Source organism: Streptomyces sp. NPDC021224, assembly GCF_044332905.1.
Taxonomy (GTDB): Bacteria; Actinomycetota; Actinomycetes; order Streptomycetales; family Streptomycetaceae; genus Actinacidiphila.
In genome coordinates, this window is record NZ_JBIRPW010000024.1 from 41,893 (window position 1) to 55,186 (window position 13,294).

At 71.2% G+C, this 13,294-nt stretch carries 7 protein-coding genes; 2 read left to right on the forward strand and 5 right to left on the reverse strand.

From position 1 onward, the window contains the following. Window positions 1-101: 101 nt before the first annotated feature. Window positions 102-1,382, reverse strand: a complete 1,281-nt coding sequence (locus tag ACH4PY_RS34840; protein ID WP_398192391.1) for a cellulase family glycosylhydrolase — start codon at window positions 1,380-1,382, stop codon at window positions 102-104. 47 nt (window positions 1,383-1,429) lie between these two features. Continuing rightward, window positions 1,430-3,190 (reverse strand): glycosyl hydrolase, encoded by a 1,761-nt coding sequence (locus ACH4PY_RS34845; RefSeq protein WP_398192393.1) that lies wholly within the window; start codon window positions 3,188-3,190, stop codon window positions 1,430-1,432. 1,001 nt (window positions 3,191-4,191) lie between these two features. On the opposite strand from ACH4PY_RS34845, the gene ppsA reads away from it, so the two are divergent. After that, a complete protein-coding gene (ppsA, locus tag ACH4PY_RS34850; RefSeq protein WP_398192479.1) occupies window positions 4,192-6,576 on the forward strand; it encodes a phosphoenolpyruvate synthase in 2,385 nt (794 codons plus the stop codon). Window positions 6,577-6,584: 8 nt separating this feature from the next. Here ppsA and ACH4PY_RS34855 read toward each other — a convergent pair whose 3' ends face one another. Both ACH4PY_RS34855 and ACH4PY_RS34860 read right to left on the reverse strand, forming a co-directional pair. Then, window positions 6,585-7,604: a 1-phosphofructokinase family hexose kinase gene (locus tag ACH4PY_RS34855; protein ID WP_398192395.1), complete on the reverse strand. Its 1,020-nt coding sequence runs from the start codon at window positions 7,602-7,604 to the stop codon at window positions 6,585-6,587. Next, a complete protein-coding gene (locus ACH4PY_RS34860; protein WP_398192397.1) occupies window positions 7,601-11,239 on the reverse strand; it encodes a hydantoinase B/oxoprolinase family protein in 3,639 nt (1,212 codons plus the stop codon). Before ACH4PY_RS34860 ends, ACH4PY_RS34855 begins: the two co-directional genes overlap by 4 nt. A gap of 20 nt (window positions 11,240-11,259) precedes the next feature. On the opposite strand from ACH4PY_RS34860, the gene ACH4PY_RS34865 reads away from it, so the two are divergent. Next, complete coding sequence (locus ACH4PY_RS34865; protein WP_398192400.1) at window positions 11,260-12,408, forward strand: hypothetical protein; 1,149 nt, start codon at window positions 11,260-11,262, stop codon at window positions 12,406-12,408. Window positions 12,409-12,441: 33 nt separating this feature from the next. On the opposite strand, the gene ACH4PY_RS34870 is transcribed toward ACH4PY_RS34865, so the two are convergent. Continuing rightward, on the reverse strand, window positions 12,442-13,083 hold the full coding sequence (locus ACH4PY_RS34870) for a hypothetical protein (protein WP_398192402.1): 642 nt from the start codon (window positions 13,081-13,083) through the stop codon (window positions 12,442-12,444). Between the last annotated feature and the right edge of the window lie 211 nt (window positions 13,084-13,294).

Genomic DNA, 13,294 nt, shown 5'->3' on the forward strand with positions numbered 1-13,294 from the left:
GCCGACACGGGCGCGGCGCCGAGGGCCGGGCGGGTCAGCCGTGCCACGCGTCGGCCGCGGCGTGCGCCGCGGCCGACGGTGCGGGACAGCGTGCGTGGACGTCAGTCGGCGGGACCGCCGCGGACCACACAGGAGCGGTTGTTCTCCCAGCCCCATCCGTCCCCGTCAGGGTCGGTCGCGCCGCCGTTGACACAGTACGGGTATCCGTTCGGGGCGGTACCCGGGTTCGCAGCCCCGTCGGCGGGACCGCCGCGGACCACACACGAGCGGTTGTTCTCCCAGCCCCATCCGTCCCCGTCAGGATCGGTCGCGCCGCCGTTCACACAGTACGGGTATCCGTTCGGGGCGGTGCCCGGGTCCGAGCCGCCGCCGTAGACGGAGGCTCTCACGGCGGTCGACGCGATGCCGTTGCTGCCGTAGAAGATACGGTTGCCCCACCAGGTCAGTGAGCCGGGGTTGAAGCCGTTGCTCATGTCGAGATAGGCGACGTCCCCCCCGTTGCCGCTCCAGGACCAGCCGAGGTATCCGAGGCCGCGGGACTGGGCGGTGGCCATGATCGCGTCCTCGGCAACGTCGCCGTCGGTGTGCTGGTAGCCGAACTCCCCGACGACGACCGGCAGATGTGCGTTGACGTATGCGTCCAGGTAGCCGGTGACCTTGTCGGCGGTGTTGTAGACGCCGTACATGTGGACGGAGAAGATCGTGTTGCGGTCGGGGTCGGCGGCGAGCACCGAGGCGGCGTTGTCCTTCATCGTGTTCGACCAGTCCTGGCCCCAGTTCGGGCCGTCGACCATGAGCGCCTGATGAAAGCCCGCGGCGCGCATCTGCGCCACGGCGCTCTTGGTCGCGGCGGTCCACTGGGCGTAATTGCTGTTGCCCCACGGCTCGTTGCCGATGTTGATGACGGTGTAGGCCTCCTGGCCGTCCAGCGCGCTCTTGACGCTCCTCCAGTACGCGACTGCCTGGTCGAGGGACGCGGCGGCCGCATCCTCGCCGTACCCCGTGGTGTCGTGGTCCTCCAGGACGCAGATGACCTTGCTCTGCTTGCACTGGTTGATGAGGGAGGCCACCTGGGAGGCGTCCGTCCTGGTCCATCGGTTGCCGCCGCCGAGCACGACGCGGACGGTGTTGGCTCCCTTGGCCGCGATGTCACCGATCGCGCCGGTCTGACCGGGGTACCAGACGTAGGCGTGACTGGCTCCGCGCATCACGAAGTCGGCGCCGTTGCCCTCGACGATCCGTCCGTTACTGACGTGCAGGCCCGGAACCGCGGCCCGGGCTGTTGCGACCGGTCCGGCCGTCTGGAGGAACAGCGCCGCCAATCCGGCGAGCACGACGGCCAGGGCGGCTCGCAGCCGGCTCGGGCGTGGGGGTCTTTGCATGGTTCGCTCCTGCGGGAGTGCGGGTGGGGGGAAAGGGCGAGCGGCGCTCACCACGTGGTCATGTCGGGGAGCTGTTCGACCGAGATGGTCCTGGGGTCGGCCATGGCGGTCTTCCACAGCCCCTGGACGTCCTTGCCGCTTCCGGCCCAGTCCCGCGAGGCCCACACGACGAAGTACGACCACGCGGGTTCCGAGGCGGGGTTGAGCGGGCTGAAGGTCTCGGCCACCGCCGCGGTCTTGCCGGCGCCGACGGACGTGACCGTGCTGTAGTCACCGGCGCTCTGGAAGTAGTCGGAGGTCACCAGGTCCGCGTACGAGTCACCGGGGTACCAGGCCGACAGCGGCGTGCTCTGCCCGCTTGCCATGCCGTTGAAGACCCACAGGACGTTGTGCACCCCGGCCGCCTGGGCTCGTTGGTAGATCAGGCGCCACAACTGCTTGTAGGCGTCGGGGCCCTTCTTCGTCCACCACATGTAGTTGTTGTTGCTCTCGTGCAACGGGCGGAAGAGGACCGGGATCCCGGCGTCGCCCAGCTTCTTCAGCTGCGCCACGACCAGGTCGATGTCCTGGTACAGCTTGGACGACGGGTCAGTCAGGTCCGGCTGGAAATCGCACGGCGCCGCGTAGTTCCCGCCATGGGGGCAGTACCAGTGCCACTGGAACGCGACGATGCCGCGGTGGGCCTTGTACCAGTCGATGACGCTCTGGGTCTGGATCTGGCCGTTGGTGTACTCCATGAAGTCGAAGGCGGTGATGGCCGGGTAGCGTCCCGTCAGGGATCTGACCTTGTCGGAGTCGGCGGCGTCCGTCTGGCCGCTGACGTACGAGTGGGTCCTGAGGTAGCACAGCAGGTGCCGGGCCTTGGAGTCCGCCGACGGATCGGCCGGCACCTGTCCACAGTCCGACCCGCTGGGCGGCACGGCATAGACTTCGAACTCGTACAGCGAGTAGCCCCAGTTGGTGCCCCGGGTGGTTCCGTACATGCGGACGTAACGGCCGCTGCCCGACACGGCGAGGGTCTCGGTACCGCCGGTGCCCGTCGTGGTGGCGTGGACATCCGTCCAGGTGGCGCCGTCGGCCGAGGTCTGGATCCGGTATGCGCGTGCGTAGGCGTTCTCCCAGCGCAGGACGACCTCGTTGACCGGCCGCACCGCCCCGAGGTCGACCTGGATCCACTGCGGGTCGGCGTAGGCGCTGGACCATCGGGTCCCGGGGTCGCCGTCCACGGCGAGATCCGCGGTCAGTCCCGTCCCTTCGTCCGAGGAGGAGGTCACCGGACGGTGCAGCGCCAGGTTCCCGGTGGGGACACCGTCGGTGGGGGTGGGGGTGGGGGTGGGGGTGGGGGTGGAGGTCGTGTCCGTCGGACTCGGCGTCGGTGTGCTCGCGCCGCAGGGTGTGCCGTTCAGAGTGAACGCCGTCGGCGACGGATTTGCACCGCTGTAGGCGACGTTGAGTCCGAAGGTGACCGTGCCGCCACCGGCCGCGATGACCGCGTCGTAGGCGACGTTCGTCGCCCGCACCGCGGGACCGGTCTGGACCTTGGTCGCGTTCCACATGTCGGTGACGGTCTGACCTGCGGTGAAAGTCCAGCCCACCGTCCAGCCGTCGACGGCCGTGGAGCCGTTGTTCGTCACCACGACGCCCACCGTGGCACCACCGGACCATTCGCTTGTGACGTCGTACCGGACGTCACAGGAAGCCGCCGTCGCGGCGTGCGCGCCCGGCGGCAGGGCAGCCACCGCGGCAGCGGATACGACAGCGGCAGCTGATGTCGCAGCGAGCCAGGCTCGCGATCCTCGCCTTCTCATTGCCTTCTCCTCATCGTGGGACAGCCGGTGGCGCGATTGCGGGTCGGGGAACACCCTTACGGCGAGACCGGATGGCAGAGCATCGCCTTGAACCCGGAGGTGAATCGTTTAAGCAAGCGTTCCACTACGAGGGGCTGCACACATCCGCCCCGAAGGCGGAGGTAACGCCTCACGTTGCACGATCAGGCACGGACATCCACTCCATCAAGGAGCAGCGAAACTTTTCGTCACGAGAGTGATGGTGAATCGGTTAACCTGTCAAGAGGTCGCACATCCGCAGGCCTGTCGGGCGGCCCCGCCTGCGCAGGCACCGCAGGCCGTGCACCGTCGAAGGCGCTCTCACCCAAGGGCAGGTCAGCGGTCGCAGCCCCCTGCGCCGGACGGACGGACGTGAGGCCGGGCCCGGTCGTCGATTCCGTTGCAGGCGTGCGGGTCCAGGCCGACGCCGTCGTCGAGGTGTCCGTTGTCGTTCCGTCTCGGCCTCGGTGAGCAGGTTCCGTCGCTGACTCGCAGGTCGCGCGGGCGAGCAACCCGGGCGGTACGACGGCGGCATGCCCTGGGCTGGTGGAGGCGGCGCAGGACGTGTAGTCCGCCGCCGTCAGCGAGGTCGACCGGAGCCCCCCGGGATCGTCTGGGTCACCCATCAACTGGCGCTTCGCGCTGCGCGCCTTCCGTGCACCGGGTCCCGCCGGTCCGGGCGCCGCAACGTCGTGCCGAACCGGTGCCTCACCTCGAGCGGCGGTGGCGGCTGTCCGGCTCCTGGGTCCTGGAACCCGATGTGCGGCCGGGCCGCCACGGCGGGAGAATCGTCGTGAGGGACCGCGCCCGCCACCGGCGGCGCGCACCGCACTCGCGTCCGGGCGGAGAACGGCGGCCGTTCCCGGCCCTGCGGGGCCTACGCGCCTCCGGCGGCGAGCCGGGTCCCGGGGTCCCACGATCCGACCGACCCGCGCGGCTTGCAGAGGAGTGCCGCCATGACTGATCATGACAGCCCCCGCGGCATGGTGCGGTGGTTCTCCGACCTCTCCTCCGGGGACGTGCCGGCGGTCGGGGGGAAGAACGCCTCGCTCGGGGAGATGACCCGCCACCTCACGTCGCGCGGCGTCAGCGTGCCACCGGGCTTCGCCACCACCGCCGTCGCCTACGAGGAGTTCCTTGACGGCGCGGGGCTTCGTCCGCGCGTTCAGGAGCAGGTCGACGCGCTCCGGCGCGGTGCCACCCTCGCCGACGTGGGCGCGGAGATCCGGCGGCTGCTCCTGGGCGCCCCGCTTCCCGCGCGGCTCGCCGACGCCGTCCGCGGCGCGTACCGCGAGCTCGGAGTCGCCGCGGGCCGGAGGGATCCGGATGTCGCGGTGCGTTCGAGCGCGACGGCTGAGGACCTGCCGGAGGCAAGCTTCGCCGGTCAGCAGGAGACCTTCCTGGGTGTCGTGGGCGAGGACGCGGTCCTCGAGGCGTGCAGGCGCTGCTTCGCCTCCCTTTTCACGGACCGGGCCATCAGTTACCGCGAGGACCACGGCTTCGGCCATCTGGACGTCGCCCTCTCGGTCGGGGTGCAGTTGATGGTGCGCTCCGACCGCGCGGGTGCGGGGGTCATGTTCACGCTCGACACGGACAGCGGTTTTCCCGGTGTCGTACTGATCGACGCAGCGTGGGGGCTGGGCGAATCGGTCGTGTCAGGGACGGTGGATCCCGACGAGTACCAGGTCTTCAAGCCCCGCCTCGGCAAGCCGGGGGTCGTTCCCGTGATCTCGAGGACGACCGGCCGGAAGGAGAGCAAGATCGTCTACAGCGGCTCGGCGGACGCCCCGACCCGGCGCGTGGGGACGACCGCCCGCGAGCAGGCCGCCTGCGTCATCGGCGACGACGACATCATGCAACTGGCCCGGTGGGCCGTCGTCATCGAGGAGCACTACGGCCGGCCCATGGACATCGAGTGGGCCAAGGACGGGTTCAGCGGCGAACTCCACATCGTCCAGGCGCGTCCGGAGACCGTGCAGACGCGCAGGCAGGCTGCGACGCTGCGCTCCTACCGGCTGCGGGAGCGCGGCAGGACGCTGACCACCGGCTTGGCGGTCGGGGATGCGGTGGCCACGGGGCGGGTGTGCAACCTGCGCGGCGCGGAGGAGATCGAACGGTTCGAGGACGGCGCCGTACTGGTCACGGAGGCCACTGATCCCGACTGGGAGCCCGTCATGACGCGGGCGGCTGCCATCGTCACCGACCACGGCGGCCGAACCTCGCATGCCGCGATCGTCAGCCGTGAACTCGGTTTGCCCGCCGTCGTCGGCACCCGGGACGCGACGTCCCTCCTCGCCGACGGCCGGGAGGTCACGATCTCGTGCGCCGAGGGGCAGGAGGGCCGTGTCTACGACGGCTTTCTCGGCTACGACGCGAGGGACATCGACCTTTCGGAGATTCCGGACACGGATACGCGGGTGATGCTCAACATCGCCAACCCGTACGCCGCGTTCCGGTGGTGGCGGCTGCCCGCCGACGGCGTGGGCCTGGCGAGGATGGAATTCGTCGTCAACAACCACATCGGGATCCATCCGATGGCGCTGGTCCACTACGACGACCTCGAGGACGCGGGGGCGCGAAGCGAGATCGCCCGCCTCACGTCCGGGTACGAGGACAAGACGGAGTTCTTCGTCGACCGGCTGGCGTCCGGCATCGCCCGTATCGCCGCGGCATGGTGGCCCAAGCCCGTCGTCGTACGCATGAGCGATTTCAAAACCAACGAGTACGCCAAGCTGCTCGGCGGCGCCGGTTTTGAGCCTCCCGAGGAAAACCCCATGCTGGGCTGGCGCGGAGCCAGCAGGTATTACAGCGACGGCTACCGGGCCGCTTTCGCGCTGGAGTGCCGCGCGATCCGGCGCGTCAGGGAGGGCATGGGACTGGACAACGTCATCCCGATGATCCCGTTCTGCCGGACCCTCGACGAGGCCGACCGCGTGCTGGAGACCATGGCCGGTCACGGGCTGGTCCGCGGTCGCGACGGTCTGGAGTGCTTCGTCATGGCGGAGATACCGTCCAACATCGTTCTCGCCGAGCAGTTCGCCGACCGGTTCGACGGCTTCTCGATCGGCAGCAACGACCTCACCCAGCTGACGCTCGGCGTGGATCGCGATTCCGCGCAGTTGTCAGGCCTTTTCGACGAGCGCGACCCTGCCGTGACCACCAGTATCCGAAACCTCGTCCGGAGCGCCCACGCCAAGGACCGCATGGCCGGTCTGTGCGGCCAACGGCCCAGCGACGATCCCGACTTCGCACAGCTCCTCGTCGACGCCGGAGTCGACTCGGTCTCGGTGACGCCGGACAGCTTCCTGCTCGTGAAGACCAATGTTGCGGCGGCCGAGAAACGCCGCCGGGGGCAGGGAACGGGGTGACCGCCGGCTCACGACGCGGTGCGGCGTTCGCTGCCTTCGGGCCGGGTCGTCACGTCAGGCAGTATCGACGCGGCCACGGCGGGGTCGAAAGGGTCCGTCCCGGCGGTGAGCACCGACGCCGCGGCCACCGCCACCGCGAGCGTGCACGCGGTGGCCACGTCGTCCCCCGCGGCCAGCCGCAGGGCCAGCGCCGCGACCATGCTGTCGCCGGCTCCGGCGTCGCTCAGCAGGTCGCCGGGCAGCGGCGGCGCGTGCACCTCGGTGTGTTCCGTCCCGGTCGAGCAGAGCGCCCCCAGTGGCCCGAGGGCGGTGACGACGACATGTGCGGCACCGGTGTCCAGAAGTCGTGCGTTGAGCAGGCGGGCGTCGTGGAAGGTGCGGACGGGCCGCCCGGCGAGGCTCGCGGCCTCGTGCTGGTTGCATCGCAGCAGGTGGACGCCTTCCGCCAGGGCGCCGCGAAGCGCGTGTCCGGAGGTGTCGAGGATCAGCCGGGCACCGCTCTCGGAGACCTGGCGGGCGACGGTGGCGTAGAAGTCCGCGGGCAGACCCGGCGGCAGGCTGCCGCTGGCCACGACGTACGAGGAGTCACCGACGGCCCGCCGAAGGGCAGCCAGGCAGCGGAGGCCCTCGTCCGCCTCCGTCCTCGGACCGCGCGGCACCACGTGGAAGCAGCGGCGCATGTCCGTCTCGTAGAGCACCAGCCCCTCGCGCGTCTCGCCCTCGATCGGTACGGACACGTGGTCGATGCCCTCCTCGTCCAGCAGCCGGTCGAGGAGTTCGCCGGTCTCACGGCCCGCGGTGTGGACAGCCGTGGCCAGACCCCCGAGCCTGGTCACACCGCGGGCGACGTTGATCCCCCCTCCGCCCGCGGTACGGGCCCGCACCCGCGCGCGGTTCTTGCCCACGGCGGAGAGGTGTCCCATCTCCCAGCAGAGGTCGACAGCCGGATTCAGCGTCAGGGTGACGACCCGCGGCGGTCCGTTTCCACCGGGCCGACCGCCTCCCGCCCACTCCACCCCGCGGCTCATGACCGCTCCGCGTCCCGTCCTCGGCCCCGCACCGGCTCGGCCTGCCCCTCAGGAGGGCCGTACCCGCCACCGCCGGGGGTCTCGATCACCAGGACGTCGCCGGGCTCCATGCGCACCACCTCGCTCCCCCCCAGAGCGGACACAGTGCCGTCCGCGCGCTCCACCCGCCCGGCTCCCGGCGCGCCGGGAAGGCCGCCCGCCATCCCGTAGGGGGGTACGCGGCGGTGCGAGGCCAGGGTGCTCACCGTCATGGGTTCCAGGAAGCGGATCCGCCGGACAGCCCCGTCACCCCCGCGCCAGCGGCCGGCTCCTCCGCTGCCCTCGCGGACGGCGAACTCCTCCACCCTGACCGGGTGGCGCCACTCGAGGACCTCGGGATCGGTGAGCCGGGAGTTCGTCATATGCGTCTGGACGACCGAGGCGCCGTCAAATCCGTCGCCCGCGCCGGTTCCGGACGCGACGGTCTCGTAGTACTGGTGCCGGTCGTTGCCGAAGGAGACGTTGTTCATCGTCCCCGAGCCCTCCGCCTGCACGCCCATGGCCCGGTAGAGGGCCCCGACCAACGCCTGCGAGGTCTCGACGTTCCCGGCCACCACGGCGGCGGGGTAGGTGGGCGCCAGCATCGACGCGTCCGGCACCTCGATCTGCAGCGGGCGCAGGCTGCCGTCGTTGAGCGGGATGTCGTCGTCCACCAGGGTCCGGAAAACGTACAGGACTGCCGCGGTGACCACAGCGGTAGGGGCGTTGAAGTTGCTGGAGAGCTGCGGTGAGGTGCCGGTGAAGTCGATGGTGGCCGTGCGGGCGGCGCGGTCCACGCCGACCCGTACGGCGATCACCGCGCCCGAGTCGGTCCTGTAGCGGCACGAACCGTCGCCGAGCCGGTCGATGACGCGCCGGACGGCCTCCTCGGCGTTGTCCTGGACGTGCCGCATGTAGGCCTGCACGACGTCGAGGCCGAAGTGGTCGATCATCGCGCCGACCTCCTCGGCGCCCTTGCGGTTGGCCGCGATCTGCGCGCTGAGGTCGGCCAGGTTGGTGTCCGCGTTGCGCGAGGGGTGCCGGCCGCTCGCGAGCAGCTCCCGTGTCTCGGACTCGCGGAGCCGGCCGTCCTGGACGAGCAGCCAGTTGTCGAACAGGATGCCCTCGTCCTCGATGCGCCGGCTGTCCGCGGGCATCGATCCGGGGCTCAGACCGCCGATGTCGGCGTGGTGGCCGCGGGACGCGACGTGGAAGAGGATCCGGTCGCCGTCGCCGTCGAAGACGGGAGTGACGACGGTGACGTCGGGCAGGTGGGTGCCCCCGTGGTACGGGTCGTTGACCGCGTAGCTGTCGCCGGGTCGTATCGTCGCGCCCCGGCGGCGGACGACCTCCTTGACACTGGTACCCATCGATCCCAGGTGTACCGGGATGTGCGGGGCGTTGGCGACGAGGTTGCCGTCCGGGTCGAAGAGGGCACAGGAGAAGTCCAGCCGCTCCTTGATGTTGACCGAGTGGGCAGTGGACTCCAGCCGGGCACCCATCTGCTCGGCGATCGACATGAACAGGTTGTTGAAGACCTCCAGCATGACGGGATCCGCCTCGGTCCCTGTCCGGTCCCCGGCCCCGGTCGCCACCCGCCGGGCGAGCAGGTCGCCGTGTCCGGTCGTCTCCGCCTGCCAGCCGTCGTCCACCACCGTGGTGGCATTGGCCTCGACGACGATCGCGGGTCCGGTGACGACGGTGCCGACGCCCATCTCCTCCCGTTTCAGCAGCGGCACGTCCTGCCAGGAGCCGCGGCAGTACATCGGCGCGGTGCCCTGCCCGGCCGTCGCGACCGTCGGCGGCTCCGGATCGGGGACCGCCCACCGTGTCCGGCATCGTGCCTCCACCGACAAGGACTCCACCACGAGCGCCCGGTCCAGGAGGAACGAGTACCTGGCGCGGTGCTCCGCCTCGAAGGCCCTCCGCATGCTGTCGGCGTCGGCGAGCTCCACCGGGTGGGCGGTGTCGGTCCCTTCGTAGCGCAGCATCGCGCGGTGCACGACGAGGATCTGTTCGGTGTCGACGCCCTCGTCGCGCAGCTCGTCACGGGCGCCCGCCTCCAGCGAGCCGGCAAGCGAACGGATCCGGGACATCGATGCCTCGGCGAGCGGAAGCTCGACCGACCTCTCCCGCATGGCCGTCACGTCGGCCAGGCCGATGCCCAGCGCAGAGAGCACTCCCGCGTGGGGTGGCACCAGGACAGTGCGGATTCCCAGCGCGTCCGCGACGGCGCAGGCGTGCTGTCCGCCGGCGCCGCCGAAGGTCGTCAGCACGTATTCGGTGACGTCACGTCCCTTCTGCACCGAGATCCGCTTGACTGCGTTGGCGATGTTCGTGACCGCCACGCGCAGGTAGCCCTCGGCAACCTGCTCCGGGGAGCGGTCGTCACCGCTCTCGTGGCGGATCCGTCGGGCCAGTTCGGCGAGCCGCAGGCGGACCGCGTCCGCGTCCAGCGGCAGGTCTCCGTCAGGCCCGAACACCTTCGGGAAGTGGTCGGGCTGGACACGGCCGAGCATGACGTTTGCGTCGGTGACCGTCAGGGGCCCGTCGAGGCGGTAGCAGACCGGCCCCGGTACGGCCCCGGCGGAGTCCGGGCCCACGCGGTAGCGCCCGCCGGCGAAGTGCAGCACGGAGCCTCCGCCGGCGGCGACCGTGTGGATGTCGAGCATGGGAGCGCGCAGCCGCACCCCGGCGACCTCCGCGGTCTGGACGCGTTCGTAGGCCCCCGCGTAGTGGGACACGTCGGTGGAGGTGCCCCCCATGTCGAAGCCGATCACCTTGTCGAACCCCGCGCGCTCCGACATTCGGGCCATTCCCACGATGCCGCCCGCGGGGCCGGAGAGCACGGCGTCCTTCCCGCGGAAGTGCCCGGCTTCCGCGAGTCCGCCGTTGGACTGCATGAACATCAGCCGCACCCCGGGCATCTGCCGTGCGACCTCTCCCACGTAGCGGCGGAGCACCGGTGACAGGTAGGCGTCGACCACTGCCGTGTCGCCGCGCGGCACGAGCTTCGTCAGCGGACTGATCTCGCTGGAGAGGGACACCTGGGGAAAGCCCACGCTGCGCGCCAGGTCGCCAACGGCGCGCTCGTGGTCGGGGTTGCGGTGGCTGTGCAGGCAGGCCACAGCAACGGACCGGATGCCCGCGTCGTAGGCGGCCCGCAAGTCGTCCTCCAGTCGTACGAGGTCGGCGCCGCGCACCACCGTCCCGTCGGCGGCGATCCGCTCGTCGACCTCGACGACACACTCGTAGAGCTGCTCGGCGGTGCGGATGCGGCGCGCGAAGATGCGCGGCCGGTTCTGGTACCCGATCCGCAGTGCGTCCCGGAACCCCCGGGTGACCACGAGGAGAACCCGCTCCCCCGTGCGCTCCAGCAGGGCGTTGGTCGCCACCGTCGTGCCCATGCGTACCGTCTCCACGAGGGAGTCGGGCACGGGTTCGTCCCCGCCCAGTTCGAGCGACCGCCGGATGCCGGCCACGGCCGCGTCGCGGTAGCGGGCGGGATCGTCCGACAGGAGCTTCTGCGTCAGCAGCCGACCGTCCGGTCGGCGGGCCACGATGTCGGTGAAGGTGCCGCCCCGGTCGACCCAGAACTGCCAGCGCCGATCCGTCATGGCCCCAGTATCGAGGAGAGATGGATAGTGCCGCAAAAGCGGCAATATTCGCGCATACTCTCGTATATCGGGTACATCTCTCCGGAGAGGCGGTCGAGGTGGCGTCCTTCACGGTCGGCGTGTGCGCGGAGACCGGCCCGAGGGAGCGGCGCGTGGCCGTCGTGCCGGCCGCGGTCGGCATGCTGCGGGCGCTCGGGGCCCAGGTGGCCGTCGAGGCCGGTGCCGGGCGTCGGGCAGGCTACGGTGACAGCGCGTACGTGCGTGCCGGGGCGGAAGTGCTCGGCCGCGCGGCGGTGGTGGGCCGAGCGGACGTACTCCTCGGGGTCGGGCTCCCGGCCGCTTCGACGGGGCCGGGAACGCGTCGCGGGCAGGTGGTGGCGGGCCTGCTCCGCCCCCTGCGGAACGCACTGACCGTACGGTACTGGGCGGAGCACGGGATCACCGCCGTGAGCTTCGACCTCCTCACCGAGGCGCCCGGCGACCTCGCCGACATGGACGCCGCCGCCCAGCAGGCCCGCATCGCCGGACGTCAGGCCGTACTGACGGGCCTTCTGCACAGCGGGCGGGACCTGCCCGGATCCGGCACCTGGCGAAGGGACCGTCCCGTGCAGGTCCTGGTGGCCGGCGGTGGCCCGGCGGGGCTGCAGGCCGCACACACCGCCCGCACGCTGGGCGCTGCGGCCACGGTCTGCGACACCTGCGGCCCACGGCTGCAGGACGGCACCCCGCGCGCCCTGCTGGCAGCGCTGACCGGCTCCGACATCGCCGTCGTCACCGCCCGGGACACCTCACCCGGGATGCCCGAGCAGCTGGTGGGCAAGGACGCGCTCACCTCCATGGCACCCGGCTCCGTCGTGGTGGACACCACTGCCGAACCCGACGGCGGAAGCGTCGCAGGGGTCCGCTGGGGCACGACAGTGACGGTACCGCCCGGTGTCACTGTCGTCGGCGCCGGCAGCCTGGTCCCTGACCTGGCACACGAGGCCTCGGCGGGCTACGCGAAAAGGGCAGCGGCGCTGCTGGGCCGCTTCGCCGTGAACGGGCGGTTCACGATCGACCTGGGGGATCCCCTGCACGCCGCGCTGGTGGTCACGCACCACGGCGACCTGCTGCGGCCTGACGTGCAGCGTGACCTCTTCCGGCTGACGGAGGTCGCCGGACTGCCGTGAGCGCGGGCGGCGCCGGACTCCCGGCCGCGAAGGTCAGGGCGCCAGCAGGACGAGATGTCTGACGGCAGCCACGGAGTGCCAGGCACAGCCCTCGTAGCAGCGCCCCAGGAGCGCCATGTCCACGGTGTCGGACGCACCGGCCCGCGGGCCCTCGGCCACAAGGGTCTCGTCCAGGAACCGCTGGCGCCCCGAGACTCCCGCGAGCCGCAGGTCCAGCTCTTCCAGGGCCGCCACAGTCGCCGCGGCGGCACCGCGTCCGCCGGCGTCGATGTCTCCCGCGATCTCCGCCGCCCGTGCGACGACCGCCACCACCTCACCGCCCAGCGCCGTCACCGCCGTGTGGACGGCCTGCGGCACTCCCCGCTCCCCGGGATGCCACGGCCGGGCCATCTCCGCGATCTGCCGGGCCAGCTCACCCACCCGTCCCATGTCACCTCCCGCATGCGCCGCGGCGACCGCTGCGCGCGGTCCGGAGTCAGCCGGGCCGTCGAGCAGAAGGCAGTCGACAGCGTCGCGCAACTCGTGCAGCGCGGCGTCGGAGGCCTTCGCGCGCTCCCCGTCGCCGTCCCCCCTGAGGACCTCCGTCGCAGCACCCAGAGCGGTTCCGGCTGCCCGCAACGCCGTACCGCACAGGTCGGCGACCTCGCGGAGCCGATCGCCCTCGGACATGGCCATGCGCCACCTCCCTGTTGCCGCGGGAACAGCCCCGGGCGGTGATACGGAACGTGCTCAGTTAATCACGAACAGCGATTACCGCCGTGGGAAGGCACGCTCGCGTGACACGTGGCCGCCCTGCACTGTTCGCCGGGCCGAACGTCGCGGACTCCCGCCGCAGCGCCGTGATCGCCGGCCACGGCCGGCTCATCGCAGCCGAGCACGGTCGCAG